Origin of the sequence: Roseburia sp. TF10-5, assembly GCF_003462365.1 — a bacterium.
Lineage (GTDB): Bacteria > Bacillota > Clostridia > Lachnospirales > Lachnospiraceae > Roseburia > Roseburia faecis.
Map to the genome: position 1 here is coordinate 145,843 of NZ_QTYW01000001.1, position 25,745 is coordinate 171,587.

The window sequence follows — 25,745 nt, forward strand, 5'->3', positions numbered from 1 at the left end:
AGAAGAGCAGGAAAATAAGAGGATTTTATGAGAGATTTAGAAATAAATGGATTAACCGGGGAAGAAGAAACCAGACGGCAGTACGAATACATAGAAAAAGCCAGACAGTATGTGGCACAAAAGGAAAAAGAAGCGGGGCGCAAACTGACCTGCTGTGTCCATACGTTTGGGTGTCAGATGAATGCGAGGGACTCGGAGAAACTTTTAGGAATCCTGACGGACATCGGTTATGTGGAGACAGAGGATGAGCACGCGGACTTTGTGATTTACAATACCTGTACGGTGCGTGAAAATGCAAACAATAAGGTGTATGGACGCCTGGGGTATCTGTCAAACTTTAAAAAGAAAAATCCGCATATGATGATAGCACTCTGTGGCTGTATGATGCAGGAGCCGACGGTAGTGGAGAAGATCCGCAAATCCTACCGTTTTGTGGATCTGGTATTTGGGACACATAATATTTATAAATTTGCGGAACTTTTATGCAATCGTATGGAATCGGATTCCATGATCATTGATATATGGAAGGATACGGATAAAATCGTGGAAGATCTTCCAATCCGGCGGAAGTTTTCTTTTAAATCCGGTGTCAATATCATGTTCGGATGTAATAATTTCTGCAGTTACTGTATCGTTCCTTATGTCAGGGGCCGCGAGCGCAGCCGCGAACCAAAAGATATCATCCGTGAGATTGAAGGACTGGTGGCAGATGGTGTGTGTGAAGTCATGCTGCTTGGACAGAATGTTAATTCTTATGGGAAAAATTTAGAGCAGCCAGTTACGTTTGCAGAGCTTCTCCGGGAAGTAAACAAGATCGAGGGATTAAAGAGAATCCGGTTTATGACTTCTCATCCGAAGGATCTGTCGGATGATCTGATCCTTGCCATGAAGGAATGTGATAAGGTATGCAAGCATATGCATCTGCCGCTGCAGTCCGGAAGCTCACGGATTTTAAAAATCATGAACCGGCATTATGATAAAGAACAGTATCTGACGATTGTAAAGAAACTTCGGGAGGCAATTCCGGATATTGCGCTGACGACCGATATTATTGTCGGATTCCCTGGAGAGACAGAAGAAGATTTCCAGGAAACGCTTGAAGTGGTAAAACAGGTGGAATATGACAGTGCGTTTACGTTTATATATTCCAAGCGGACCGGCACACCGGCCGCAGCCATGGAAGATCAGTGCGATCCGGCCGAAGTGAAACGGCATTTTGATCTGTTGTTAAAGGAAGTACAGCAGATCAGCGCAAAGAAAGCCATGGCACTGGAAGGAAAAGTGATGGAAGTGCTGGCAGAGGAACAGAATACGCAGGATGCTTCCCTGATTACCGGACGGCTTTCAAACAATTCGGTGGTGCATTTTCCGGGGACCCCGGATATGATTGGAAAACTGTTTATGGTAAAACTTACGGAATGTAAAGGTTTTTATTATCTGGGAGAGATCGCAGAGAATGCATAGAAAATTTGGCAAAAAAGATGTGATTTTTATCGGTGCGCTTCTTGGTATCTGTCTTATTGTACTGGGCGTCTGGTATTTTGCCGGAGGGAAACAGGGAGCTTCTGTGGTGGTGACGAGAGAGGGAGAAGTGTATGGAACCTATTCCCTGTCACAGCCGCAGACTGTAAAAATTAAAAATTCCAAAGGAAAAACCACGAATGTTCTGGTGATCCGCGATGGAAAAGCAGATATGAAAGAAGCGGACTGTCCGGACAAACTGTGTGTGCATCAGAAAGCGATTTCCGCGGAAAATGAAAGCATTGTCTGTCTGCCGAATCGTGTGGTAGTGACCGTAACGAATTCGAAAAAAGAAGGGATGGATGGATTTGCACAGTAAACAGCTTTGGAGAAAACCGGCGTTTATGGGAGTGTTTCTCGCACTTGCCATGATCTGCAGTTATATAGAGATGCTGATTCCCTTTGATTTTGGAATTCCGGGAGTAAAACTCGGACTGACGAATATTGTGGTTGTTTTAATGCTGTATTCGATTGGAACGAAGGAGGCATTTTGTGTCTCTGTCATAAGAATTTTCCTTGTCGGCATTTTGTTTGGCAATCTGATCGGAATTTTGTATTCCTTAGGCGGGGGAATCCTCAGTTTTCTTGTGATGGCACTCTTAAAAAAAGGAAACCACCTGGGCTGTATTTCCGTCAGTGTGGCCGGAGGAATTGCTCATAACATCGGGCAGATCCTTATAGCGGCGCTTGTTGTGTCCAGCCATTATGTGTTGTATTATTTTCCGGTACTTCTGATTGCCGGACTTCTTACGGGATTTCTGATCGGGCTTCTTGCACAGGAACTGATCGTGCGTCTGCGTTTTCTGACCGAAAAATATCACGAGTAGAACATCTGTTTGCATAATTGTATCTGCTGTGTTATGATAAATACCGTGAACGAACGAAAATGAGGAGAATGTTTTATGTACGCATATATCAAAGGTGAGCTTGCAGAAACCAATCCGGATCATATTGTGATAGAGACCGGGGGAATCGGATATCAGGTATTTATTTCCGGACAGACGTTTGAGTATCTTCCGGCAGTCGGTGAGGAGATTAAAGTGTATACGTATCTGTATCTGCGCGAGGATGCCATGATTCTCTATGGATTTCTGACCAAAGACGATCTGGAGCTTTTCAAACTTCTGATTTCTGTCAGCGGAATTGGTCCAAAGGGAGGACTTGCAATTCTTTCTGCGCTCAGTGCAGATGATCTGCGGTTTGCGGTATTGTCGGGAGATTCCAAGGCAATCTCGAAAGCTCCGGGAGTAGGAGCCAAGACAGCCCAGCGTGTGATTTTGGAATTAAAAGATAAGATGTCTTTGGAAGATGCTTTTGAAAAGAAGAGTGAGCATGTACAGAATTTAAAGATTTCCGGAAACGGACAGGTCAGAAATGATGCGGTTATGGCACTTACGGCACTGGGATATTCCTCGGCGGAAAGTTTAAAGGCTGTATCCGCGGTGGAGATCACAGAAGAAATGGATGTGGAAGCAGTGCTGAAGGCAGCACTGAAACATATGTCGTTGTTGTAGTTTCGAGAAAGAAGATTTGGTATGGAAAAACGCGTGATTTCCACGCAGCTGCAGGAAGAAGATTATAAGATTGAATCGTCCCTTCGTCCGCAGAGGCTGGAGGATTACATTGGACAGGAAAAAATAAAATCAAATATGAAAGTCTACATTGAGGCGGCAAAAGCCCGGCAGGAGTCTTTGGACCATGTACTGTTTTATGGACCACCGGGACTTGGAAAGACAACGCTTGCAGGGATCATTGCAAATGAGATGGGTACCCACCTGAAAGTGACCTCGGGACCTGCAATTGCAAAACCGGGAGAGATGGCGGCGATCCTGAATAACCTTGCAGAAGGTGACATTTTGTTTGTGGACGAAATTCACCGGCTGAACCGTCAGGTGGAGGAAGTACTGTATCCGGCAATGGAAGATTATGTGATTGACGTGATGATCGGAAAAGGAGAATCCGCCCGTTCCATCCGGCTGAATCTTCCGAAGTTTACGCTTGTCGGGGCTACGACACGGGCCGGAATGCTTTCGGCACCGCTTCGCGACCGTTTTGGTGTCGTCAGCCACATGGAATATTATACGGTGGAGGAACTTCGCACGATTATTTTGCAGTCGGCACAGGTACTGGATGTGGAAATTGATGAAAAAGGCGCTTACGAGCTTGCCCGCCGTTCCAGGGGAACTCCCCGTCTGGCAAACCGTCTGCTCAAGCGGGTGCGTGATTTTGCCCAGGTAAAGTATGACGGGAAGATTACCTATGAGGTGGCGGCGTTTGCACTGGATCTGCTTGAGGTAGATAAGATGGGACTGGATCAGAACGATAGGAACATTATCTTGACAATTATCGACAAGTTTGACGGCGGTCCGGTGGGACTTGATACGCTGGCAGCTTCGCTTGGTGAGGATTCCGGAACCATCGAAGATGTTTATGAACCGTATCTGGTCAAAAATGATTTCATCAACCGGACACCGAAGGGGCGCGTTGCAACGGCATTTGCCTATGAACATTTCGGGAGGACACCAAAATCCGAATAAGAGGTTGCTTTTCCTACTGCGGAATATTATAATAAAAAGTATGACAGCAAAGAGGATGGTCCAAAACGGGAGGATAGGTTATGTCAGCAAAGACAAGTGCGGAAGTGGTAATTGATGGAAAGGTATATACGTTAAGCGGCTATGAAGGAGAGGAATATCTCCAGAAAGTAGCTTCTTATATTAACGGAAAGATCAATGAGTTTACTTCCATTGAAGAATACCGGCACATTCCTCTCAATATGAAAAATACACTGATCCAGCTGAATATTGCGGATGATTATTTTAAAGCAAAGGATCAGGTGGAAAAATTAGAACGGGACCTTGAAAATAAAGAAAAAGAAATTTACGATTTAAAGCACGATCTGATCTCTAATCAGGTAAAGACGGAGACGGCAGAAGAATCATTGAAGAAACTGGAACGGGACAATAAAGAACTTCTCCTGAACAAGGCGCGGTTAGAGGCAGCACTTGAGGACAAGCTTCTGGATGGAAAAGACAGCCCGAAAGAGTCTGAAAAAGAGAACACAAAGAAAAAATAAGAGGTTTCGAAACACAAAGGAAGGTATTCCTTTGTGTTTTTTCATCATAAGGAAAGAATATGAAAGAAAACAATCATACGACACAACAAAATACATTTGAATTGCTTGCACCGGCTGGATCGTTAGCCATTTTTAAGGCGGTTGTCGCGGCCGGCGCAGATGCCGTTTACGTGGGGGGAAGCAAATTTGGAGCCCGCGCATATGCAGATAATTTTTCCGATGAAGAATTACTAGAAGCACTGGACTATGCACATTTGTATGGACGCAGGGTCTATCTTACGGTCAACACGCTTTTAAAAAACAGTGAGATCGAACAGGTCTGTGCGTATCTGCAGCCGTTTTATGAACATGGACTGGATGCGGTACTTGTACAGGATTTTGGAGTCCTGACAGCGATCCACGAGAGATTTCCGGATCTTGCGATTCATACAAGTACGCAGATGACAGTCACCGGTGTGGAGGCGGCCCGGCTTTTTTCAGGATACGGAGTGACCCGTATGGTCATGGCACGGGAACTTTCCCTGAATGAAATGAAACGGATCCGTGAAGAGACCGGTATGGAACTGGAAGCATTTGTACACGGGGCGCTGTGTTACTGTTATTCCGGACAGTGTCTGTTTAGCAGTATGCTTGGAGGAAGAAGCGGAAACCGCGGCAGATGTGCACAGCCATGCAGGCTTCCTTACGCAGTGCTGGATGAAAAGCACAGGGAATACAAAAAAGATGCTTATGTCTTAAGCCTCAAGGATATGTGTGGAATAAAGGATCTGCGTGGGCTGGCAGATGCAGGAGTCTATTCCTTGAAAATTGAGGGACGCATGAAACAGATCCCGTATGCTGCCGGTGTGGTTTCTTATTACCGCAAATATATCGACCTCTTTTTATCGGGACAGGAGACACAGATTTCGGAAGAAGATTACCGGGCAGTGCTTGCACTGGGAAACCGCTGTGGATTTACCGACGGATATTACCACAGGCACAATGGTTCTGATATGGTGACGTTTACAAAGCCAAATTACGAAAAAACGAATGAAGCCCTGCAGCAGCAAATTTTAAGAACCTATGAAAATGGTGCTGCCAAAATCCCTGTCATGGGAGAACTGGTTTTGCATCAAGGACAGGCTGCACATTACCGGGTAAAGACGCAAACGGTGTCTGCGGAAATTTCCGGCATGGAAGTTATGCAGGCGCAAAAGAAACCTCTTCTGGCAGAAGACGTAAAAAGCCGTATGGAAAAGACGGGAGATACCCCGTTTGTTATGGAAGAGTTGTCCATAAAAATAGAGGACGGAGTGTTTCTTCCAAACGGAGCACTCAATCAGCTGCGTAGGGAGGCATTGGCAGAACTGCAAAAAAAGATGCTGAAACCTTACCAGAGACAGGAGCATCCGCAGAGGAAGGCAGAGGAAAAATTTCCGGAGGCATGTGAGAAACGGGAAAAACGAAAGGAACGTGTTTTTGCAGTGACAGGGGAGCGCAGACAGCTTGCACCGGTTCTGGAAAGTTCCTGTGTGACTTCTGTCTGTCTGGATATGGAAGCTTATGACCGAAGCACAATTATGGAAGAATTAAAAGAAGATGCAAATGTTGTTATGCAAAAGGATAAAGAGGTTTATCTGGCGATGCCGCGTATCTTCCGTGCCGGAACGGCAGAATGGGTGCGGCAGATACTTCCGGATATAAAAAGAATGGGATTTTCCGGAGTCCTTGTGAGAAATTATGAAGAGCTGGCATTGGCAAAGGAAACATTTTTGGGAAGTGAAATCATAACGGATCACAATCTGTATTGCTATAACGATCAGGCGGTCCGTGCATTTGCCGGGCAGGGAGTGACAAAAAATACGGTTCCGCTGGAACTAAACCGCAGCGAAATAAAACGGAGATATAACGAAGAAAGTATGATGATGCTTTACGGATATTATCCGCTTATGACAAGTGCACAGTGCGTGCATGCCAATACCAGGGGCTGTGATAAAAAATGGGGGCTTTCTTATCTGAAAGACCGGTATCAGGTACAGTTTCCGGTAAAAAATTTCTGCACGTACTGCTATAATGTTGTTTATAATTCCCTGCCGGTTTTATTATTTTCCAATTTAGAGGAATTAAAAAAAGCAGGCATCCGTGATTTCCGGATGGATTTTACCATGGAATCTGCAAAAGAAACCAAAGCAATTCTGAAATTATATGAAGAGTTTGCAGACGGCAGCCGCAGACAGTATCCGAAAGAATGGGAAAACCGTTATACCAACGGACACTATAAAAGAGGAGTGGAATAATGATCCATCTGATTGTTCAGGCTTCAAAATATCTGATGATCTTTTTGTTCCTTGTTTATACATTTGAGTGCTTTCATGTGTTTAAATTCGAGGGAGAGGAAGAAGAACAAAAACATATTTACCATGTACAGAGAACTCTGTTGTTTCTTTTTCATTTTGATGCCTTTCTTGTTTTGTATATTACAACAAAAAATTTTCAGCTGATCGGATTTTATCTCATGCAGGTGATTATCATTGCGGCAATCATCGGAACATATCATCTGTTTTACAAGCATGCATCCGAGCTGGTTCTCAATAATATGTGTATGTTACTTACGATTGGATTTGTTATCCTGACACGTATTTCTTTTGAAAAGGCATTCCGGCAGTTTATCTTTGTGTGCGCGGGTTTTGCGATTTCCCTGCTGATTCCCATGGTCTTGCAGAATATGACGCTGTTCCGTAAACTGACATGGGTGTATGTGATCGTAGGTGTCGGTGCACTGGGCGTTGTTGCGATTGCCGGACAGACAAGCTATGGGGCCAAACTGTCCCTGTCGATCGGTCCTTTGACCATCCAGCCTTCGGAGTTTGTAAAAATTATTTTTGTCATGTTTATTGCATCCATGCTGTACCAGCGCCAGGATTTTCATCAGGTCATGGTGACAAGCATTTTTTCGGCTGTTTTTGTTCTGATGCTGGTAGCATCCAAAGATCTCGGCGGAGCCCTTTTGTATTTTTTTACCTACCTGGTTATGGTTTATGTGGCGACGCGCAGATTTGTGTATTTCGGAGGTGGAATACTGGCAATGATCGTGGCGAGTCTGCTTGGGTACCGGCTGTTTGACCATGTACAGGCACGTGTGCAGGCATGGTCGAATCCGCTTGCAGTCATTGACGGGGCGGGGTATCAGGTATGCCAGTCTCTGTTTGCAATCGGTACCGGAGGCTGGTTTGGACTTGGTCTGGGACAGGGACTGCCGGAAAAAATACCGGTCGTGACAAAGGATTTTGTTTTTGCGGCAATCTCGGAAGAACTCGGGGGAGTCTTTGCACTGTGTCTGATCATGGTCTGTGTCAGCTGCTTTTTTATGATCATGAATGTTGCCATGAAACTTCGGGACAATTATTATCGTCTGACAGCGGTCGGACTTGGAACACTGTATGCTTTGCAGGTGTTTCTGACCATCGGCGGGGTCATCAAATTTATTCCGTCAACCGGAGTGACACTTCCACTGGTCAGCTATGGAGGCAGTTCTCTGTTATCGACTATGATTGTGTTTGGCATTATACAGGGACTATACATCATGCAGTTTGACGGTCGGACGCAGAAAAAAGAACAGAAACGAAGAAGAGGCAGAAAAGAATGAGAAGAAAAAAGAAAAAGACAAAGAAAAGTAATAAAGAATTTCTTGTTATTATGTATCTGTTCCTGGCAGTGTTTCTGTCTATGATGATTTATTTTGTCTATTTTCAGGTATGTAAGAGTGAATCGTTTATCAACAGTCCGTATAATTCCTTGCAGGATCTGTTTTCGGATCATGTGATCCGTGGGGATATTGTATCTGCAGACGGCAAAGTACTTGCCACAACAAAAGTATCCGCAGACGGAACACAGACCAGAAGCTATCCGCAGGGACGCATGTTTGCCCATGCAGTTGGTTATGCGGTGAATGGAAAAGCGGGACTGGAAAACCAGGAAAATTTTTCTTTGTTGCGTTCCCATGAGTTTTTCCTTAAGAGAATCGCAGATGATATTTCAGATAAGAAGGCACAGGGGGATACGGTTGTCACGACGCTAGATGCACAGATTCAGCAGGTGGCATACAAATCTCTTGGAAATTATCAGGGAGCTGTGATTGTTATGGAACCGGATACCGGAAAAATCATTGCAATGGTGTCAAAACCGGACTATGATCCCAATACGGTCAAAAAGGACTGGAGCAGTCTGACGGCGGAGGGAAGCACGGTGCTTTACAATCGCGCCACGCAGGGAAAATATGCGCCGGGATCGGTGTTTAAGATCTTAACGACCCTGGAGTATTATCGTGAGAATCCTTCTGCCTATGACCAGTATGCGTTTGACTGCAGTGGTTCCATTTCGGTTGACGGGCAGACCATTCACTGTGCGGGAAATAAGCATCACGGTCAGGAAACATTAAAGAGTTCCTTTTCTAATTCCTGCAATTCTTCGTTTGCCAATATTTCACTGTCACTGAACCGGGAAAAATTTAAACAGACCTGTGACAGCATGCTGTTTAATCAAAATCTTCCGATTGCTTTTGAGTCCGGGAAAAGCAGTTTTTCTTTAAATAAAAATGACAGCAATGCAATGGCGATGGAAACGGGAATCGGTCAGGGAAAAACACTGGTTTCGCCACTGCATATGGCGCTGATAGCAAGTGCCGTGGATCATGATGGAATTCTGATGCGTCCGTATCTGGTGGCTCATATACAAAATGATTCCGGGGTTGAAGTAAGCAGCAATAAACCGAAAACTTATGCGACACTGATGACGGAGACGGAAGCCGGTTTGTTACAGCAGTATATGCGTGCAGTTGTTACAGATGGAACGGGAAGAAAATTATCCGGACAGTCTTATGAAGCTTCCGGCAAAACAGGAACGGCGCAGGTATCGGACACGTCGGATCAGACAAATGCCTGGTTTGTGGGATATGCAAAGAAGGATGGCTATAAAGATATCGCAATCGCAGTCGTTGTGGAGAACAGTGGTGCGGGCAGTACGTACGCGGTTCCAGTTGCAAAGAACGTATTTGACGTATATTTTAACAGATGATATACTTGCTATGAAAATAATGAATGTTTGCACATATATGTGCAGTTTTCGCACACGGGAGGATTGCAATGATTGAAGCAATAAGCTGTGGCGGAGTGGTAATCTTTCGTGGCAAGATTCTGCTTTTGTACAAGAATTACAGAAACAGATATGAAGGCTGGGTATTGCCAAAAGGAACTGTGGAGCAGGGAGAAGAGTATAAGGATACGGCAATTCGCGAGGTTTTGGAAGAAACCGGAGCAACTGCAACCATTATTCAGTATGTGGGAAAAAGCCAGTATTCATTTACCATTCCTGAGGATACGGTCGAGAAATCGGTTCACTGGTATCTGATGATGGGCGAAAGTTATTATAGTAAGCCGCAAAGAGAAGAATATTTTACAGATTCCGGGTATTATAAATACCATGAAGCATATCATTTGTTGAAATTTTCGAATGAAAAACAGATTTTGGAGAAAGCTTATAATGAGTATCTGGATCTGAAAAAAAGCAACTTATGGGGAACACATAAGTATTTTTAGAAAGGATAATCTGCATGAAATGGTATGAGGATCTTTATGTCGGCGATTCCATTGAAGGCAAAGTCAATCGAATAAAGTGGAAGATTAACCATCATGCAGGAACAGTCTCTATCTATGTGATTGCGTTTGCATCCAACCGGCAGAATCTGCTGGATATTATACCGGCGTGGGAACTGATGCAGAAATCTTATCCGGGGAAAAAGGAAATGCAGATCATCGGTCTGGCAAAAGGTTATGCGGAAGCTCTGGAGCTGGTGCGCAGTATTATAGAGGAAGTATATCAGAATACAGGGGATGTGGATGTAAAATCTTATTTACGGGGCCGGAAACGGAGGAGACAGGTATGAGTGTTTTCCTTCTGATTCTGAAAATCATAGGAATTGTTTTGCTGGTGATTTTAGGACTGATTGTTGTCATTGCTCTTTTGGCATTATTTTGTCCATTCGTGTATCGTGTGAAAGGTTCCTACCATGAAAAAAATCTGCAACTGCAGGTCCGGATCTGGTGGCTTGGCCGTCTGCTGGGGCTCTGTGCAGATACCGCGGAAGAGGGATTCCACACGTATGTGCGGATTTTTGGATTTCGAAAGGAACTGCATCTGCAGAAAGAAAAAGAAGATTCCGCGGATTTTAAAAAGCCGGTGCAGGAAGACTCTCCGCAGGAAGGGACAAAAGACCGGGAGACTGAAGTGGCACCGTCTCTTACGGCAATGGAAAATACATCCCAAACATCTGCGCAGCAATTGACAGATCCGGAGGAGACAATGCTCTGTCATCCGGATAAAAAAAAGAAAACATTTTTTCCGGGCAGGATTGCAGGTTTTATCCGGAAGTTCCCGGAAAAGATCCGGAATATTTTGCAAAAGATTCTTTATTTTTTGAGGAATATACAGACATTCTGGAAAAAAGGAACGCGAACGTGCCGGAAATGGTATCGTTTTTTCAATGACGAGAAAAATAAAAAAGCGTTTTCTAATATCTGGAAACAGCTGGAACATCTGGTTGTTTCAGTTTTGCCGAAACGGCTGAAGCTTTGGCTGAAATATTCTACCGGATCGCCGGATACTACCGGGCAGGTGCTTGGTATTCTTGCAATATTTCCGGTCGGATACCGGAATCACTGGAATATTATTCCGGATTTTACGGCAGAAGAATTTTATGCAGAAGCAGATTTTACAGTACACGGCAGGATTTTCGGAGTTCAGATTCTTGCTCTGGCACTGCGAATAATTCTTGATAAGAATTGCCGGAGACTATATAATAGATTTAAGCATATGAAGTAGAATGGGTAAGGAGGTTTTACCATGGCAGATAACAGTTTTAATAATACAGTAGAATCCTTATTTAAAGGAATGGACAGCTTTATCACAACAAAGACCGTAGTAGGAGATGCAATTCATATCGGAGATACGATTATTCTTCCTCTGGTAGATGTATCTTTTGGTGTTGCGGCAGGAGCGTTTTCACAGGAAAAGAAAAATAACGGTGCCGGAGGTATGGGTGGAAAAATCAATCCGAGTGCGGTTCTTGTCATCCAGAATGGAGTAACAAAACTTGTGAATATCAAAAATCAGGATGGAATGACAAAGATCCTTGACATGGTTCCGGATTTTATCAATAAATTTACATCCGGAAAAGATACGGATGATATCATTGACGATGTTGTTTCGGATGATACGGACAATGAATAGAAAAAACAGAATCATATAAAACCGGGAGAGCATATATTAGAAATGATATATGCTTTTTTGGTGGAAAAAATGAAACGGGTATGGGGATATACATTGTTCTGGATGGGAATCGGAATGCTGATCATGTTTTTTGTAGGTGGCGGGCTGCTGGGGGTTCTGCTGATTGCCGGAACCATGCTTGTTTCCTATCTGTTGTTTTCCTGCTGATTGCGGCACAAAAAAAGAACCGTCATACAACGGTCCTTATATTTGCTTACTAAGCTCTCTCAACTTTTCCGGATCTAAGGCAGGAAGCACAAACATATAACTTCTGTGGTACTCCGTTTACCTTACAACTTACACGTTTGATGTTTGATTTCCAAACTCTATTAGATCTTCTATGAGAATGGCTGACATTATTTCCGTAATGTACACCCTTTTCACAAATTGCACACTTTGCCATGATTTTGCACCTCCTTGCATTTCACTAAGCTTTTTCAAGCTCACAACATAAGATATATTAACAGATTCCTTCTGTAAATGCAAGAAAAACTTATAAAAAAATGAAATAAATTACATTTGGTTTACATTTGCAGGAAAAATGGTTATAATACGAGTAACTATGATGTAATACCTATGAGATGGTTTACGAATATTGGAGGTACAAGTATGAAGGGACAGATAGATACCCAATATGGAAAGGTTTTGGTGGAAGACGATGTCATTGCCACTTACGCAGGTTCTGTTGCGGTAGAATGTTTTGGTATTGTCGGTATGGCAGCTGTTAATATGAAAGACGGACTGGTGAAGCTGCTGAAAAGGGATTATCTGACACATGGTATCAGTGTCACAATTGAAGATGAAAATCTGATCAATATTGATTTTCATGTGATTGTCGCTTACGGCGTAAGCATTTGCACAGTTTCTGACAACCTGATCGAGACTGTAAAGTATAAAGTGGAGTCATTTACGGGCATGAAGATCAATAAGATCAATATCTACGTCGAAGGCGTCCGCGTGATTGACTAGGGAGGATAAGAAATTGGAGATTACAAGTATCAATACGGAGAGTTTGTCCAGAATGTTCCTTGCAGGTGCAAAGAATCTGGATGCAAAAAAGGAATGGATCAATGAACTGAATGTTTTCCCGGTTCCGGATGGAGATACCGGTACAAACATGTCAATGACGATCATGTCAGCAGCACGTGAAGTCGGTGCGTTGTCCAATCCGACAATGAAAGAACTTGCAAAAGCAATTTCTTCCGGTTCCCTTCGTGGGGCAAGAGGTAATTCCGGCGTTATTTTATCCCAGCTGTTCCGCGGTTTCTGTAAAGTTATCAAAGAGTATGATGAGGTAGATGTTTCTGTTTTATGTGATGCATTCCAGAAAGCGGTAGAAACAGCATACAAAGCAGTTATGAAGCCAAAAGAGGGAACGATTCTTACCGTTGCAAAGGGTGCGGCAGACAAAGCGCTTGATCTGGCACAGGAGACAGAGGATCTGGTTTATTTCTGCGATGAAGTGATCAAACATGCGGAGTATGTTTTAAGTCAGACTCCGGAAATGCTTCCAGTCTTAAAGCAGGCAGGGGTAGTGGATTCCGGCGGACAGGGATTGGTTCAGGTGTTAAAGGGAGCCTATGATTCCCTTCTCGGAAAAGAAATTGATTATTCCATTGAGGAGACTCCGGCATCTGCAGGCACGGCAAAAGTTTCAGAGCCGGCTGAGCAGGAGATTAAATATGGTTACTGCACGGAGTTTATTATTGTATTAACACGTCCATTGTCTGAAAAAGAAGAAAAGGAATACAAATCTTATCTGGAATCTATCGGAGATTCGATTGTTGTGGTAGCAGACGATGAGGTTGTAAAGACTCACGTACATACCAACGATCCGGGACTTGCCATTCAAAAGGCACTGACCCATGGTTCTCTTACAAAGATCAAGATCGACAATATGCGTGAGGAACATCAGGAAAAGCTGATTAAGGATGCCGAAAAAGCGGCTGCCCAGCAGAAGGAGCAGGAGGCAGAGAAAGAGGAACCCCGCAAGCCAATGGGATTTATTGCCGTTTCCATCGGTGAGGGAATGAATGAGATTTTCCGCGGACTGGGAGCAGACTATCTGATCGAGGGTGGGCAGACCATGAATCCGAGCACAGAAGACATGCTTGCAGCGATTGATCATGTAAATGCAGATCATATCTTTATTCTGCCAAACAATAAAAATATCATTATGGCGGCAAATCAGGCAGCGGAGCTGACAGAGGATAAAGATATTATTGTACTTCCGACCAAGACAATTCCACAGGGAATTGTGGCTCTGGTAAATTATATTCCGGATTATACTGCGGAGGAAAATAAGGAAGCCATGCTGGCAGAACTCGACAGTGTAAAGACCGGTCAGGTGACCTATGCGGTTCGTGACACTGAAATTGATGGCATGCAGATCAGACAGAATGACTATATGGGAATTGGCGATAAGGCAATTCTTGCGGTCGGCACGGATCTGAAAGAGACAACCATGAAGATGATTGATGCGATGGTAGATGAGGATTCTGCAATTGTCAGCATTTATTATGGTGCGGATGAGACAGAAGAGCATGCACAGGAAATCGGAAAAATGATCGAAGAAAAGTATCCGGATGTTGAGGTAGAGATCAACTGTGGTGGTCAGCCGATTTACTATTTTGTTATTTCTGTAGAATAAAAGTTACTATTTATGCAGCACAGAAACGAATAAGGAGCAGATATGCGTCAGGATTCATCAATCACGGAAATCAAAGGCATTGGTGAAAAAACAAAAAAATCATTCGAAAAAATGGGAGTATACACCGTAGGTGATATACTCCTTCATTTTCCCAGAAATTATATACAGTATCCCCATCCGGTGCCGATCGATGAGATGACAGCGGAACATATGCAGACAGAGGATAAGCTTGCGATTGTTGCACGGATTGAGCGTACACCGGTAACGAGAAGTGGAAGACATATGCAGGTGACACTTCTTGTGATTGGAAGCCCTGGACATCAGATCCAGCTGGTCTGGTATCGGATGCCTTATATACGGAACACGCTGACACATGGCAAATATTTTGTTTTTTACGGAAATGTCCACATTAAGGATGGCAAATTTGTGATGGAACAGCCGGTGGTGTATACGCCGGAGGCCTATCAGGAAATCGAAAACTGTTTTCTTCCGGTGTATACGCTGACCAGCGGGATCACCAACAATCTCATGATAAAAACGATGCGGCAGGCATTGGATGAGGAAGAACTGCTTACGGATTTTCTTCCGGGAGAAATTCGTACGCGCAGAAAACTGTGTGAGTATAATTATGCGGTCAAACAGATCCACTTTCCGGATACGATGGAACGTTTGATCGAGGCGAGAAAGCGGTTGGTTTTTGATGAGTTCTTTTTATTTATCATGGGCATGCAGTACCAGAAAGAAAAGAGAACCAGACAGGAAAACCGGTTTGTGATGGAACATCCGGAGTTTGTGGAAGATCTGATTCAGAAGCTTCCGTATGAACTGACGGGAGCACAAAGACGAGCATTGCATGATGTGACGGAAAATATGCAGGGACCGTATGCCATGCAGCGTCTGATTCAGGGAGACGTGGGTTCCGGTAAAACGATTCTGGCTTTTCTGGCAATGGCGTGGTGCGCACAGAATGGATATCAGTCTGCCATCATGGCACCGACGGAAGTACTTGCACAGCAGCATTATGAAACATTCCAGAAACTCTGTGAGCAGTTTGGACTGCATTTTCCGGTAATCCTTCTGACGGGGTCCATGACGGCAAAACAAAAACGCAGTGCGTATGAACGGTTAGAACTGTATGAGAATGCCCTGATTGTAGGAACGCATGCGCTGATTCAGGAAAAACCGGCATATGCAAATCTTGCGCTTGTGATCACAGATGAGCAGCATCGTTTTGGCGTGCGGCAGAGAGAGGAGTTTGCGCAAAAAGGGGATATGCCGCATATTCTTGTTATGAGTGCAACACCGATTCCGCGAACCCTTGCGATCATTATCTACGGAGATATGGATATTTCGGTTGTGGATGAGGTGCCGGCAAGACGGCTTCCGATCAAAAACTGTGTGGTTAATACGGCATACCGGCCGAAAGCATATGCGTTTGTTGCAGATGAGGTGAAAAAAGGACATCAGGCATATGTGATCTGTCCGCTTGTGGAGGCAAGCGAAGGGACACAGGGAGAAAATGTAATTGATTACTCGAAAACGCTTATGGAGGAACTGCCATCCGGCATCCAGGTGGGCGTGCTTCACGGAAAGATGAAGAGCAGTAAGAAAAATGAAATTATGCAGGAATTTGCGGAAAATAAAATTCAGGTGCTTGTATCCACCACGGTAGTGGAAGTGGGGGTCAATGTACCGAATGCAACCGTGATGCTGATCGAGAATGCGGACCGATTTGGCTTAGCACAGCTGCATCAGCTGCGTGGACGTGTGGGAAGAGGAGATGCACAGTCTTATTGTATTATGATCAATGCCTCTTCGGCCAAGACGGCAGAAAAACGTCTGGAAATATTAAATAAATCAAACGACGGCTTTTTTATTGCGAGTGAGGATTTGAAATTACGCGGACCGGGAGATTTTTTCGGTATTCGGCAGAGTGGAGATCTGGTATTTGCGCTGGCGGATATTTACCAGGATGCCGCGGTGCTGCAGGAGGCTTCGGAAGAAGTAAAAACAATTCTTGAGGAAGACCCGGAACTGACAGAACCCGGACATCACATTCTGCAAAAGAAAATGATGCAGTTTCAGGAAGAACAGCTTTCAAAAATGAATTTGTAGATTCCGGTAAAAGAATAAGCAGGTCTCCGTGACAGAGACCTGCTTTTTTCTTTTGTACATTGGGACAAGTGGGTTACTGGATGTTTTCTCCTTTGCCAGCCATCTGTCTTTCCTGTGCTTCGATCATTTTTTTGACCATGTAACCGCCGATAGATCCATTCTGTTTTGCGGTAAGATCACCGTTGTATCCGTTGCTAAGTGGGACTCCAAGCTCATCTGCAACTTCATACTTAAAACGTTCCAATGATTTTTTTGTACTTCTGTCTGCCATGCTTTTCTTCCTCCTTTGCGGTTGTACTTTGTGGTACGATTCTAGTATATGCGCTAAGCAGAAAGCCTATGCTGGAAACTTATGTATTGGATGATTCCACCAGTGTCAGGCCGCTGATGTCCGGATGAATCGTGAGAGAGTAGTTCGTATAGTATACGACAAATCCGGGTGCACTTCCGGCCGGTTTTTTTACATTTTTTTTCTGAAGATAATCAATTTCAAGTTTGTCACTGTCACGTCCGCTGGAATAGTAACCGGCAAGTTTTCCGGCCTCTTCAAATACGCGGTCCGGCATTTCTCCCCCTTTGTTTTTTACAATTACATGGGAACCCGGCATTTTTTTGGCGTGAAACCACCAGTCATTTCCGGTTGCAAATTTAAAGGTCAGTTCATCATTCTGATAGTTATTTTTGCCGACGTACATGTCATAGCCGTCGGATGAAATATAATGGAAAGGTTTGCTTTTGATTTTCTGTTTTTTGCCGTTTTTGTGTTTTTTGATAAAACCGTATTCCATCAATTCCTCTTTGATCTGCACCAGATCATCGGCGGAGAGTGCAATGTTCAAAGAATTCTGGATGGACTCCAGATGGTCAATCTGCGCTTTGGTTTCCGCAAGCTGGACTTCAAGAGCTTCGGAAGTCCGTTTCAGTTTTCCGTATTTATCAAAGTATTTTTGGGAATTTTCACGTGCGGTCTTTTGCGGATCTAACGGGATACGGATTTCTTTATTGTTGTCATAAAAATTTTCACAGACCAGTTCTTTTGCCTGGTCCTGCAGATTGTAACCGTATACATTGATCAGTTCTCCGTACAGTTTATATTTTTCCCGTTTTTCGGCATCTTTCTGCTGTTTTTGCTGTAACTGGTATTTTTTCTGGTTGCGCTCTAACGCAGTTGTGACGATTTTTCGCAGGTCTGCGGATTTCTGGTGGATACGGTTGTAAATATTGCGCTCTGCATAGAAAACTTCGAGCATCTGCGAGATGCTTTCCATATGTTCCATCTCATAATCCTGATACATGGTCAGTTCAATTGCAGAAAATTCGATCGGCCGTTTGTCTTTTCTTACGATCACCGGATGAAATTCGTTGTGGCGGATTTCATCAAAAAACCATGCAATGTGGTTTGCAAGATGGTGGATTTCATCATCGGTACAGGCCAAAAGAGACTGATCTGCATCCATCCCGGCCCGGTATGCCAGTTCGGATGCAACAAGCGGACTGACACCGGTAAATGATGTATAGATCGCTTTGCAGATGGACATCGGTTTTGCCTTAATGGCATCGCAGATCTGTGTGGCATCCATAGTCATGGCATTGAATTTGTCCTCCTGTGTGGCAGGAATAAAATACGGGCGGCCCGGAAGCACTTCGCGCAGGGAACTTACGGCGGAAGAGACATGCTTGATGCTGTCGATCATGGTGCCGTCCTCATCGCAAAAGATAATATTGGAATGTTTTCCCATCAGTTCAATGACAAGGGTCTTATGACAGATATCCCCCATTTCATTCAGGTGTTCAATCTTCAGATGGATGATGCGCTCCATATGGGGCTGGGTAATGCTTATGATCCGCCCGTTTGCGATATGTTTGCGTAAAACCATACAAAATGTAGGCGCCTGCAGGGGACTTGTCTTGTTGGTGTCCGTCAGATATAAAAAAGGAAGGGAAGCGTTTGCTGAAATGGATACACGGAACTGTCCGCTGCTTCCTTTGCATGTCAAAAGCAGCTCGTCATTTTCGGGCTGCGCAATTTTACTGATTTTTGTATTTAAAATCGTCTGGTTCAGTTCATGGACTAAACCTGCGATTACGATTCCGTCAAAAGCCATGGAAATTCTCCTGTTCATGATTATAGTGTTTTTCAAACTCATGAATCATTATAGTAATTTCCAAGTCTTTTGTCTATATGCAGAAAGTGGATATCTTTTGTATACATTTTTTGCAAGAACATTTGACGAAACGGCAAAGAAGCATTATAATACATTTATCTATGCATAGATATGTGCATGATATTTGGGAGAAAGTAAAATGATTAAAAGCATGACCGGATTTGGGCGCTGTGAGATTGCAGATGAAAAACGCAAATTTACCGTGGAACTGAAATCCGTAAATCACCGGTATCTTGATGTAAACATGAAGATGCCGAAAAAGTTAAATTTTTTTGAGAGTGCGATCCGCAGTCTGTTAAAAAAATATATTGAACGAGGCAAAGTGGATCTGTATATTTCCTATGAGGACTATACGGAGGACAATTATGCACTTAAGTATAATGAGGGACTTGCCGGTGAGTATTTAAAATATCTGAATGCCATGGCAGAAACATTCCATCTGGAAAATGATGTGCGGGTAAGCACACTGTCCCGTTATCCGGATGTCTTTGTTATGGAAGAACAGGAAATGGACGAAGAAGAGCTCTGGAATGGATTGCAGAAGGCAATCTGCGGAGCATGTGAACAATTCGTTGAGACCCGTATCCGGGAAGGAGAGAACTTAAAGAAGGATCTCTGTGAGAAGTTAGATGACCTGCTTGCCGGAGTGGATTTCATTGAGGAGCGTTCTCCGCAGATTATGCAGGAATACCGCAGCCATCTGACGGAAAAGATCCAGGAACTTTTGGGAGATACCCAGATCGATGAGGGAAGAATTGCGACAGAGGTTACGATCTATGCAGACAAGGTGTGTGTGGATGAAGAAACCGTGCGTCTGCGCAGCCATATTACCTCGATGAAGGAGACACTTTCAGAGGGCGGTCCGGTAGGACGCAAACTCGATTTTATTGCACAGGAGATGAACCGTGAAGCAAATACGATTCTCTCAAAGGCAAATAATATTGAAATTTCAGATGTGGGAATTAATCTGAAGACCGGAATCGAAAAGATCCGCGAACAGATCCAAAATATAGAATAAAGGAAGCGCGTTATGGAACAGAAAGGAAAGTTAGTTGTTATTTCCGGATTTTCCGGAGCGGGCAAAGGAACTCTGATGAAAGCACTGCTGGCAGCACATCCGGACAGGTATGCACTGTCGGTTTCCGCAACTACCAGAGATCCGAGACCGGGAGAAAAAGATGGTGTGGATTATTTTTTTGTGACGGACGAAACGTTTGATTCCATGATTCAGAAGGATGATTTTTTAGAATATGCAAAATATGTCAGCCACTCTTATGGAACTCCTCGTTCTTATGTGGAGGAAAATTTAAATCTCGGAAAGAATGTAATTTTAGAGATTGAGATACAGGGAGCATTAAAAGTAAAAGAAAAAATAAAAGATGCTGTCCTGATGTTTGTTACGGCACCGGATGCCGGGACACTGCGTGACCGTCTGGTCGGACGCGGTACAGAGACTCCGGAGGTCATTGCGGCACGGCTTGCACGTGCATGTGAGGAATCCGAAGGAATTGAAAATTATGATTATTTAGTGGTAAACGATACGGTGGATCACGCATCGGCTTTGATTGATCAGCTGATCTGTGATGAGCAGTCACAAAATACCGGAAGGGATCAGGAGTATCGGGTATCTGCTAATATAGATTTTATTAATCAAATGAGAGAAAATCTCAAAAGCTTTTCGAAAGGAGAATGAATATGATACATCCATCTTATGTTGAATTAATGAAAGTTGTAAATGACGAGGGCGAAATCGGTGAAGAACCGGTGGTAAACAGCCGTTACTCCATCGTTCTTGCCACAGCAAAGCGTGCAAGACAGATCATTGCCGGAGCAAAACCACTGATTGATGATCCGGTCTGCAACAAGCCGCTTTCCATTGCCGTGGAAGAGTTATACCGCGGAGAAGTAAAGATTGTACCTGGAGAGGACGAAAACTAAGAAATACCAAAAGGGAGTGACAACTGTCATTCCCTTTTTCAAGTGAGAGGTTATATGAAATTATTATTTGTTTCACTCGGATGTGACAAAAATCTGGTAGATTCCGAGTACATGATCGGTATGCTTACCAGTCATGGAATTGAACTGACGGATGATGAAACGGAAGCGGATATCATTATTGTCAACAGCTGCTGTTTTATCGGCGATGCAAAAGAAGAAAGCATTAACACCATTCTGGAAATGGCAGAGCAGAAAAAAACAGGCTGCTGTAAATCACTCATTGTCACCGGCTGCCTGACACAGCGTTATCAGGATGAAGTGAAAAAAGAAATACCGGAAGTAGATGCTATTTTAGGAACCAATTCCTATGATTCCATTGTAGAGGCACTCGAGGAGACCCTGCAGCATAAATTTTATAAAAATTTTCATACGCTCAGCGGACTGCCGCAGCTGTCGACCAAACGGACGGTTACGACAGGTGGACATTATGCATATCTGAAAATTGCAGAGGGATGCAACAAAAACTGCACCTACTGTGTGATCCCGTCTGTGCGCGGACGTTACCGCAGTGTTCCGATGGACGAGCTGGTTACGTCAGCAGAAGAACTGGTTGCAGGAGGCGTAAAGGAACTGATCCTTGTTGCGCAGGAGACAACGCTTTACGGTGTGGATCTGTATGGGAAAAAATGCCTGCATGAATTGTTAGACCGCCTGAACGGGATTTCCGGTCTGTTCTGGATTCGTATTATGTACTGTTATCCGGAGGAAATCTATGAGGAACTGATCGATTCCATGATTAAGGATAAAAAGGTCTGTCACTATCTGGACATGCCGGTCCAGCACTGCAACGATACAATTTTGCAGCGCATGGGAAGAAAAACAAATAAAAAGGAACTGATCGAGAGAATCCATTATTTGAGAAAACGTGTCCCGGATATCACCTTGCGGACCTCTTTGATCTGCGGATTCCCGGGGGAGACAAAAGAGCAGCACGAAGAACTGATGCAGTTTGTCAATGATATGGAATTTGACCGTCTCGGAGCGTTTACTTATTCCGCGGAGGAAGGGACACCGGCAGCGGAAATGCCGGATCAGGTGCCGCAGGAACAAAAAGAGGAATGGCAGGCAGACGTCATGGAACTTCAGGAAGAAGTGATTTTTGACAGGAATGAAGCCATGAAAGGTACGGTTTTGTATGCGTTTATCGAAGGACAGGTTGCGGATGAAAACAATACCTACGTCGGCAGAACCTACCGGGATGCGCCAAATGTAGACGGATATATTTTTATCAATACAGACGAAGAACTTTTAACCGGAGATATTGTGAAGGTGGAAGTTACCGGTGCATATGAATATGACCTGATCGCTACGATTGTAAAATAGGAGGAACAATTATGAATTTACCAAATAAATTAACAACTTTCCGTGTGATTCTTATTCCGTTTTTTGTATTTTTCCTGTTAGCTCCATACTTTGAAGGGTATGGAAATTACATTGCGCTTGTTATTTTTATTGTCGCAAGCCTGACGGATTTTCTGGATGGAAAAATTGCAAGAAAGTACAATCTTGTAACAAATTTCGGAAAGTTTATGGACCCGCTGGCAGACAAGCTTCTGGTCTGCTCTGCACTGATCTGTTTGATTGCACTTGACAGAATTCCGGCATGGATTGTGATTGTGATTATTTCCCGCGAGTTTATTATCAGCGGATTCCGTCTGATTGCTGCAGACAATGGTGTCGTGATCGCTGCAAGCTACTGGGGCAAGTTTAAAACCGCATCCCAGATGGTTACCGTGATTCTTCTGGTACTGAATATTCAAAATACGGTATTTACAGTACTCGGAACGGTATTTATTTATATTTCCCTGGTACTTACCGTCGTATCTCTGATTGATTATATCGCAAAAAACAAAGAAGTATTAAAGGATCAGAACTAATGAAAATTGACAGACTTCTGGCAGAACACCAGCTGCTGGTGACGACAGCCGAGAGCTGTACCGGAGGACTGGTAGCGTCTGCACTGGTAGATATTCCGGGAATTTCCGATTATTTTAAAGAGGGATATATCACTTATGCTCCCGAAGCAAAAGAAAAGATACTGGGAGTATTGCCGGAGACCATTTCCGATTATGGTGTCGTGAGTGAACAGACCGCACGTGAGATGGCGGAAGGTGCTGCAAAACAGGCACACGCGGGATGTGCGGTGGCTACAACGGGGGTTGCCGGACCCGGGGGAGGAACTTTAAAGACTCCGGTGGGAACGGTCTGTTTTGGATGTTTTGTGCAGGGAAAGATATTTTCCGGGACAGAACATTTTACCGGTACAAGAAGTGAAATAAGACATGCGGCTGCGGCATATGCCATTGCATTTCTGGAGCGGTGTATCATCAAAACATATGGAGGAACCTTATGCGAATCATAGCAGGAACAGCGCGCAGCCTGCCGCTGAAAACAATTGAGGGGCTGGAAACGCGCCCGACAACAGACAAGATCAAAGAGACATTATTCAATATGCTGCAGAATGATGTGCCGGGATGTTATTTCCTGGATCTGTTTGCGGGCAGCGGTCAGATCGGGTTAGAAGCAATCAGCCGCGGAGCTTTGTATGCGGTTTTTATTGAGAATAACCGGAAAGCGGCCAAATGCATTGAAGATAATATTGCATTCACAAAATTTACGAAGGAATCCAGACTGCTTACCACGGATGTGATCAGCGGAATCAGCAGTCTGGAGGGAAAATATACATTTGATATTATTTTTATGGACCCGCCATACCGGCAGGGACTTGAAGAAGATGTGCTGCGTTTCCTTTCAAAATCAAGTGTGTTGAAACCTGACACCATGATTATTGTGGAAGCATCGCTGGATACGGATTTTTCTTATCTGGATGAGCTGGGATTTTCCGTGATAAAGTTCAAAAAATATAAGACAAACATGCATGTCTTTATTCAACAGAAGAGGGTATAACAAACATGAAAAAAGCAATTTATCCGGGAAGTTTTGATCCACTGACATTCGGACATATGGACATCATCAACCGTGCTTCAAGAATTGTGGATGAGCTGGTCGTCGGAGTGCTCAACAACAGCGCAAAAAATTCGTTGTTTTCTTTAGAAGAACGTGTTAGTATGATAGAAGAGATGACAAAGGATATTCCAAACGTTACGGTGGCGTCCTTTGATGGTCTGTTGGTAGAGTTTATGAATAAAATAGATGCTACCATTATCGTGCGTGGGCTTCGTGCAGTGACAGATTTTGAGTACGAGCTGCAGATCGCACAGGCGAACCATGTGCAGGATTCTAATATTGAAACCATTTTCCTGACAAGTGATCTTTCTTATTCCTATTTAAGTTCGACAATTGTCAAGGAATTTGCGTCCTACGGTGGAGATATTTCCAACTTTGTACCGGAACGTTTTATTGAACGGATTTATAAGAAATATGAGAACAGATAGGAGAGATTTTCACTATGAGCAGTAAGATGGAACAGATTATTGAGGAAATCGAAGAGTATATTGATGGCTGTAAATTTCAGCCGCTCTCAAGTACAAAGATTATTGTCAACAAAGAAGAATTAGAAGAACTTATTGCGGAACTTCGCGCCAAAACACCGGAAGAAGTAAAGCGTTATCAGAAGATTATCAGCAATAAGGAAGCAATTTTAGCAGATGCACAGGCGAAGGCGGATCAGATCATTGCACAGGCACAGGTGCAGACCAACGAACTTGTCAGCGAGCATCAGATTATGCAGCAGGCATATGCACAGGCAAATGAAGTTGTTATGATCGCAACCAAGCAGGCCCAGGAAATTTTAGACAATGCTACCAATGAGGCAAACAGTCTGCGTGTCAGTGCCATGGGATATGCGGATGACCAGCTGCATGAGATCGAGGAGGTTTTGTCTAATTCCATCGAGACTTCTCAGGCGCGGTATGACAGTCTGATTTCTTCACTGCAGGGGTTCCTTGATGTAGTGACAAAGAACCGGGCACAGCTGTTTCCACAGACAGAAGCAGCAGAGGAGGCAGCCGCTTCTGCCGGACAGGCAGCAGAGTCTGCAGAGGAGCCACAGATTACCAATATTTCAGCTTCAGATGAGGATGCCCAGGAAAAGTAAAGGAATACAGCATCCAACGGTTAACAGTAAGAGGATTATTTTCTGTAATACATAGTTCCGGAGCGAGAGTCCGGTCTGGTGAAGGATGGAAGAGACCTGAAAAATGCCGGACAATCCTCCCCATGACAGGAATAACACTGCCAGAAGAGATTTTATCTGTCTGGTGCAGGCAGAGGTGGAAAGCAGCGCAACACCGTTTGTAACTTCTAAGAATCCGGTGGCGGCCAGCGAAAACCAATGCGCCGGAAACGGCAGTGTCTGCAGCATTTCGCAGAAAATGGAAAACAGGATGATATAGCCGCATATTTTGATCAGGGTTTCAAATCCGTGAATGATGCCGGCATCAATGATTTGCATATCCATATGAAATCTTGATGCCGTTTCTTTTTGTGTAGAAGAAGGGGTTCTGTGATATAATAACAGCATACTCATTCCATACAAAAACGGAATGCCATAGATCAGAAAAACGTATACAGGAGATAACGGAAGCTGCAAAATTTCCTGAATGGCGGTTATGACAAATACGGGACTTAAGTTGTTTGTAAAGCAGCATAAGGCAGAGGCTTTTTCCCGGGAGATATAGTTACTGCTGTAAAAGTCGGCAGTCAGTTTGCAGCCGATGGGAAATCCAAACAAAAAACCACACAGTACGATGTAGCAGGCAGAAAATTTTTTTGGAAGAATTTCACTGCGCAGAATGACATACGAGAGGACACAAAAAGGAAGCAGCGTCGGAAGAATCTGTGTAAACCACAGCTGCAGCCCTTGTTTTGATGCCGAAACTGCTGCGTGGGGGAAACAGATAAAAAACAAAAACAGTATGCAACAGAGAAGAGTAAATACAAATTTTTTCATGATACA

The 25,745-nt window shown here is 43.9% G+C and carries 30 protein-coding genes; 26 read left to right on the forward strand and 4 right to left on the reverse strand.

Annotation, left to right across the window (positions count from 1 at the left end; translation table 11 throughout):
- Positions 1-27 precede the first annotated feature (27 nt).
- From miaB to DXD06_RS17195, 14 genes are all read left to right on the forward strand, one after another.
- Complete coding sequence (miaB, locus tag DXD06_RS00760; RefSeq protein WP_055067869.1) at positions 28-1,464, forward strand: tRNA (N6-isopentenyl adenosine(37)-C2)-methylthiotransferase MiaB; 1,437 nt, start codon at positions 28-30, stop codon at positions 1,462-1,464.
- Positions 1,457-1,840 carry a NusG domain II-containing protein gene (locus tag DXD06_RS00765; protein ID WP_022046599.1) on the forward strand — a complete coding sequence of 128 codons (384 nt, stop codon included), beginning with the start codon at positions 1,457-1,459 and terminating at the stop codon, positions 1,838-1,840. The genes miaB and DXD06_RS00765 overlap by 8 nt, the downstream gene beginning before the upstream one ends.
- Entirely contained in the window at positions 1,824-2,348 is a 525-nt protein-coding gene (locus DXD06_RS00770) for a Gx transporter family protein (RefSeq protein ID WP_117830311.1), read from the forward strand. Before DXD06_RS00765 ends, DXD06_RS00770 begins: the two co-directional genes overlap by 17 nt.
- 75 nt (positions 2,349-2,423) lie before the next feature.
- Positions 2,424-3,035, forward strand: coding sequence for a Holliday junction branch migration protein RuvA (ruvA, locus tag DXD06_RS00775; RefSeq protein WP_117830312.1), 612 nt, complete (start codon positions 2,424-2,426; stop codon positions 3,033-3,035).
- 21 nt (positions 3,036-3,056) lie between these two features.
- Entirely contained in the window at positions 3,057-4,058 is a 1,002-nt protein-coding gene (gene ruvB / locus DXD06_RS00780; RefSeq protein WP_022046596.1) for a Holliday junction branch migration DNA helicase RuvB, read from the forward strand.
- A gap of 80 nt (positions 4,059-4,138) precedes the next feature.
- Positions 4,139-4,597 (forward strand): cell division protein ZapA, encoded by a 459-nt coding sequence (locus DXD06_RS00785; RefSeq protein ID WP_022046595.1) that lies wholly within the window; start codon positions 4,139-4,141, stop codon positions 4,595-4,597.
- 59 nt (positions 4,598-4,656) lie between these two features.
- A complete protein-coding gene (locus DXD06_RS00790) occupies positions 4,657-6,873 on the forward strand; it encodes a U32 family peptidase (RefSeq protein WP_117830313.1) in 2,217 nt (738 codons plus the stop codon).
- Positions 6,873-8,222, forward strand: coding sequence for an FtsW/RodA/SpoVE family cell cycle protein (locus DXD06_RS00795; protein ID WP_117830314.1), 1,350 nt, complete (start codon positions 6,873-6,875; stop codon positions 8,220-8,222). The genes DXD06_RS00790 and DXD06_RS00795 overlap by 1 nt, the downstream gene beginning before the upstream one ends.
- Positions 8,219-9,649 (forward strand): penicillin-binding transpeptidase domain-containing protein, encoded by a 1,431-nt coding sequence (locus DXD06_RS00800; RefSeq protein ID WP_243000810.1) that lies wholly within the window; start codon positions 8,219-8,221, stop codon positions 9,647-9,649. The genes DXD06_RS00795 and DXD06_RS00800 overlap by 4 nt, the downstream gene beginning before the upstream one ends.
- 68 nt (positions 9,650-9,717) lie before the next feature.
- Complete coding sequence (locus DXD06_RS00805) at positions 9,718-10,170, forward strand: NUDIX hydrolase (protein WP_022046591.1); 453 nt, start codon at positions 9,718-9,720, stop codon at positions 10,168-10,170.
- A gap of 14 nt (positions 10,171-10,184) precedes the next feature.
- On the forward strand, positions 10,185-10,517 hold the full coding sequence (locus DXD06_RS00810; protein ID WP_117830315.1) for a hypothetical protein: 333 nt from the start codon (positions 10,185-10,187) through the stop codon (positions 10,515-10,517).
- Positions 10,514-11,452, forward strand: a complete 939-nt coding sequence (locus DXD06_RS00815; RefSeq protein ID WP_117830316.1) for a hypothetical protein — start codon at positions 10,514-10,516, stop codon at positions 11,450-11,452. The genes DXD06_RS00810 and DXD06_RS00815 overlap by 4 nt, the downstream gene beginning before the upstream one ends.
- Positions 11,453-11,473: 21 nt before the next feature.
- Positions 11,474-11,860, forward strand: coding sequence for a GerW family sporulation protein (locus tag DXD06_RS00820; RefSeq protein ID WP_022046588.1), 387 nt, complete (start codon positions 11,474-11,476; stop codon positions 11,858-11,860).
- A 69-nt stretch (positions 11,861-11,929) separates the two neighbouring features.
- The gene (locus DXD06_RS17195) at positions 11,930-12,067 is read left to right on the forward strand and encodes a hypothetical protein (protein WP_022046587.1); all 138 of its coding nucleotides are present in this window, start codon (positions 11,930-11,932) and stop codon (positions 12,065-12,067) included.
- Between the two features lie 49 nt (positions 12,068-12,116).
- Here the strand turns inward: DXD06_RS17195 and rpmB are convergent, their stop codons facing one another.
- Positions 12,117-12,302 carry a 50S ribosomal protein L28 gene (gene rpmB, locus DXD06_RS00825; protein WP_022046586.1) on the reverse strand — a complete coding sequence of 62 codons (186 nt, stop codon included), beginning with the start codon at positions 12,300-12,302 and terminating at the stop codon, positions 12,117-12,119.
- Between the two features lie 206 nt (positions 12,303-12,508).
- Between rpmB and DXD06_RS00830 the strand changes: the two genes are divergently transcribed.
- Genes DXD06_RS00830 through recG form a run of 3 tightly spaced genes read left to right on the forward strand, consistent with a single transcriptional unit; the run spans position 12,509 to position 16,664 of the window.
- Positions 12,509-12,868 carry an Asp23/Gls24 family envelope stress response protein gene (locus DXD06_RS00830; protein ID WP_022046585.1) on the forward strand — a complete coding sequence of 120 codons (360 nt, stop codon included), beginning with the start codon at positions 12,509-12,511 and terminating at the stop codon, positions 12,866-12,868.
- Positions 12,869-12,881: 13 nt separating this feature from the next.
- Positions 12,882-14,549, forward strand: a complete 1,668-nt coding sequence (locus DXD06_RS00835) for a DAK2 domain-containing protein (protein ID WP_117830317.1) — start codon at positions 12,882-12,884, stop codon at positions 14,547-14,549.
- Positions 14,550-14,591: 42 nt separating this feature from the next.
- A complete protein-coding gene (gene recG, locus DXD06_RS00840) occupies positions 14,592-16,664 on the forward strand; it encodes an ATP-dependent DNA helicase RecG (protein WP_117830318.1) in 2,073 nt (690 codons plus the stop codon).
- Positions 16,665-16,737: 73 nt separating this feature from the next.
- Here recG and DXD06_RS00845 read toward each other — a convergent pair whose 3' ends face one another.
- Positions 16,738-16,935, reverse strand: coding sequence for an alpha/beta-type small acid-soluble spore protein (locus tag DXD06_RS00845; RefSeq protein ID WP_117830319.1), 198 nt, complete (start codon positions 16,933-16,935; stop codon positions 16,738-16,740).
- A gap of 79 nt (positions 16,936-17,014) precedes the next feature.
- Positions 17,015-18,769, reverse strand: a complete 1,755-nt coding sequence (locus tag DXD06_RS00850; RefSeq protein WP_117830320.1) for an Rqc2 family fibronectin-binding protein — start codon at positions 18,767-18,769, stop codon at positions 17,015-17,017.
- A gap of 199 nt (positions 18,770-18,968) precedes the next feature.
- Between DXD06_RS00850 and DXD06_RS00855 the strand changes: the two genes are divergently transcribed.
- Genes DXD06_RS00855 through DXD06_RS00895 form a run of 9 tightly spaced genes read left to right on the forward strand, consistent with a single transcriptional unit; the run spans position 18,969 to position 24,884 of the window.
- Entirely contained in the window at positions 18,969-19,847 is an 879-nt protein-coding gene (locus tag DXD06_RS00855) for a YicC/YloC family endoribonuclease (RefSeq protein WP_117830321.1), read from the forward strand.
- Between the two features lie 12 nt (positions 19,848-19,859).
- Positions 19,860-20,522, forward strand: coding sequence for a guanylate kinase (gene gmk / locus DXD06_RS00860; RefSeq protein ID WP_055261224.1), 663 nt, complete (start codon positions 19,860-19,862; stop codon positions 20,520-20,522).
- Between the two features lie 2 nt (positions 20,523-20,524).
- Positions 20,525-20,767, forward strand: a complete 243-nt coding sequence (gene rpoZ, locus DXD06_RS00865) for a DNA-directed RNA polymerase subunit omega (RefSeq protein WP_022046578.1) — start codon at positions 20,525-20,527, stop codon at positions 20,765-20,767.
- 54 nt (positions 20,768-20,821) lie between these two features.
- Positions 20,822-22,150 carry a 30S ribosomal protein S12 methylthiotransferase RimO gene (gene rimO / locus DXD06_RS00870; RefSeq protein WP_117830322.1) on the forward strand — a complete coding sequence of 443 codons (1,329 nt, stop codon included), beginning with the start codon at positions 20,822-20,824 and terminating at the stop codon, positions 22,148-22,150.
- 11 nt (positions 22,151-22,161) lie between these two features.
- Positions 22,162-22,704, forward strand: a complete 543-nt coding sequence (gene pgsA / locus DXD06_RS00875) for a CDP-diacylglycerol--glycerol-3-phosphate 3-phosphatidyltransferase (protein WP_022046576.1) — start codon at positions 22,162-22,164, stop codon at positions 22,702-22,704.
- Complete coding sequence (locus tag DXD06_RS00880) at positions 22,704-23,189, forward strand: CinA family protein (protein ID WP_117830323.1); 486 nt, start codon at positions 22,704-22,706, stop codon at positions 23,187-23,189. The genes pgsA and DXD06_RS00880 overlap by 1 nt, the downstream gene beginning before the upstream one ends.
- A complete protein-coding gene (rsmD, locus tag DXD06_RS00885; RefSeq protein WP_022046574.1) occupies positions 23,177-23,734 on the forward strand; it encodes a 16S rRNA (guanine(966)-N(2))-methyltransferase RsmD in 558 nt (185 codons plus the stop codon). Before DXD06_RS00880 ends, rsmD begins: the two co-directional genes overlap by 13 nt.
- 5 nt (positions 23,735-23,739) lie before the next feature.
- Positions 23,740-24,222, forward strand: a complete 483-nt coding sequence (gene coaD, locus DXD06_RS00890) for a pantetheine-phosphate adenylyltransferase (RefSeq protein WP_022046573.1) — start codon at positions 23,740-23,742, stop codon at positions 24,220-24,222.
- 14 nt (positions 24,223-24,236) lie between these two features.
- Positions 24,237-24,884, forward strand: a complete 648-nt coding sequence (locus tag DXD06_RS00895) for an ATPase (protein ID WP_117830324.1) — start codon at positions 24,237-24,239, stop codon at positions 24,882-24,884.
- On the opposite strand, the gene DXD06_RS00900 is transcribed toward DXD06_RS00895, so the two are convergent.
- Positions 24,858-25,739 carry a nucleoside recognition domain-containing protein gene (locus tag DXD06_RS00900; RefSeq protein ID WP_022046571.1) on the reverse strand — a complete coding sequence of 294 codons (882 nt, stop codon included), beginning with the start codon at positions 25,737-25,739 and terminating at the stop codon, positions 24,858-24,860. The two genes, DXD06_RS00895 and DXD06_RS00900, sit on opposite strands and share 27 nt — an antisense overlap.
- Positions 25,740-25,745: the final 6 nt, after the last annotated feature.

What these genes read in the sequence shown, in the direction of transcription:
- DXD06_RS00810 (WP_117830315.1), top strand. Translation starts at nt 10,185, where the DNA reads ATGAAATGGTATGAGGATCTTTATGTCGGCGATTCCATTGAAGGCAAA.
- DXD06_RS00900 (WP_022046571.1), bottom strand. Translation starts at nt 25,739, where the DNA reads ATGAAAAAATTTGTATTTACTCTTCTCTGTTGCATACTGTTTTTGTTT.
- rimO (WP_117830322.1), top strand. Translation starts at nt 20,822, where the DNA reads ATGAAATTATTATTTGTTTCACTCGGATGTGACAAAAATCTGGTAGAT.
- ruvB (WP_022046596.1), top strand. Translation starts at nt 3,057, where the DNA reads ATGGAAAAACGCGTGATTTCCACGCAGCTGCAGGAAGAAGATTATAAG.
- DXD06_RS00805 (WP_022046591.1), top strand. Translation starts at nt 9,718, where the DNA reads ATGATTGAAGCAATAAGCTGTGGCGGAGTGGTAATCTTTCGTGGCAAG.
- DXD06_RS00820 (WP_022046588.1), top strand. Translation starts at nt 11,474, where the DNA reads ATGGCAGATAACAGTTTTAATAATACAGTAGAATCCTTATTTAAAGGA.
- DXD06_RS00785 (WP_022046595.1), top strand. Translation starts at nt 4,139, where the DNA reads ATGTCAGCAAAGACAAGTGCGGAAGTGGTAATTGATGGAAAGGTATAT.
- DXD06_RS00800 (WP_243000810.1), top strand. Translation starts at nt 8,219, where the DNA reads ATGAGAAGAAAAAAGAAAAAGACAAAGAAAAGTAATAAAGAATTTCTT.
- DXD06_RS00845 (WP_117830319.1), bottom strand. Translation starts at nt 16,935, where the DNA reads ATGGCAGACAGAAGTACAAAAAAATCATTGGAACGTTTTAAGTATGAA.
- DXD06_RS00770 (WP_117830311.1), top strand. Translation starts at nt 1,824, where the DNA reads ATGGATTTGCACAGTAAACAGCTTTGGAGAAAACCGGCGTTTATGGGA.
- DXD06_RS00850 (WP_117830320.1), bottom strand. Translation starts at nt 18,769, where the DNA reads ATGGCTTTTGACGGAATCGTAATCGCAGGTTTAGTCCATGAACTGAAC.
- recG (WP_117830318.1), top strand. Translation starts at nt 14,592, where the DNA reads ATGCGTCAGGATTCATCAATCACGGAAATCAAAGGCATTGGTGAAAAA.
- DXD06_RS17195 (WP_022046587.1), top strand. Translation starts at nt 11,930, where the DNA reads ATGAAACGGGTATGGGGATATACATTGTTCTGGATGGGAATCGGAATG.
- rpmB (WP_022046586.1), bottom strand. Translation starts at nt 12,302, where the DNA reads ATGGCAAAGTGTGCAATTTGTGAAAAGGGTGTACATTACGGAAATAAT.
- pgsA (WP_022046576.1), top strand. Translation starts at nt 22,162, where the DNA reads ATGAATTTACCAAATAAATTAACAACTTTCCGTGTGATTCTTATTCCG.
- DXD06_RS00795 (WP_117830314.1), top strand. Translation starts at nt 6,873, where the DNA reads ATGATCCATCTGATTGTTCAGGCTTCAAAATATCTGATGATCTTTTTG.
- gmk (WP_055261224.1), top strand. Translation starts at nt 19,860, where the DNA reads ATGGAACAGAAAGGAAAGTTAGTTGTTATTTCCGGATTTTCCGGAGCG.
- miaB (WP_055067869.1), top strand. Translation starts at nt 28, where the DNA reads ATGAGAGATTTAGAAATAAATGGATTAACCGGGGAAGAAGAAACCAGA.
- DXD06_RS00880 (WP_117830323.1), top strand. Translation starts at nt 22,704, where the DNA reads ATGAAAATTGACAGACTTCTGGCAGAACACCAGCTGCTGGTGACGACA.
- DXD06_RS00765 (WP_022046599.1), top strand. Translation starts at nt 1,457, where the DNA reads ATGCATAGAAAATTTGGCAAAAAAGATGTGATTTTTATCGGTGCGCTT.
- rsmD (WP_022046574.1), top strand. Translation starts at nt 23,177, where the DNA reads ATGCGAATCATAGCAGGAACAGCGCGCAGCCTGCCGCTGAAAACAATT.
- coaD (WP_022046573.1), top strand. Translation starts at nt 23,740, where the DNA reads ATGAAAAAAGCAATTTATCCGGGAAGTTTTGATCCACTGACATTCGGA.
- ruvA (WP_117830312.1), top strand. Translation starts at nt 2,424, where the DNA reads ATGTACGCATATATCAAAGGTGAGCTTGCAGAAACCAATCCGGATCAT.
- DXD06_RS00855 (WP_117830321.1), top strand. Translation starts at nt 18,969, where the DNA reads ATGATTAAAAGCATGACCGGATTTGGGCGCTGTGAGATTGCAGATGAA.
- DXD06_RS00895 (WP_117830324.1), top strand. Translation starts at nt 24,237, where the DNA reads ATGAGCAGTAAGATGGAACAGATTATTGAGGAAATCGAAGAGTATATT.
- rpoZ (WP_022046578.1), top strand. Translation starts at nt 20,525, where the DNA reads ATGATACATCCATCTTATGTTGAATTAATGAAAGTTGTAAATGACGAG.
- DXD06_RS00790 (WP_117830313.1), top strand. Translation starts at nt 4,657, where the DNA reads ATGAAAGAAAACAATCATACGACACAACAAAATACATTTGAATTGCTT.
- DXD06_RS00830 (WP_022046585.1), top strand. Translation starts at nt 12,509, where the DNA reads ATGAAGGGACAGATAGATACCCAATATGGAAAGGTTTTGGTGGAAGAC.
- DXD06_RS00815 (WP_117830316.1), top strand. Translation starts at nt 10,514, where the DNA reads ATGAGTGTTTTCCTTCTGATTCTGAAAATCATAGGAATTGTTTTGCTG.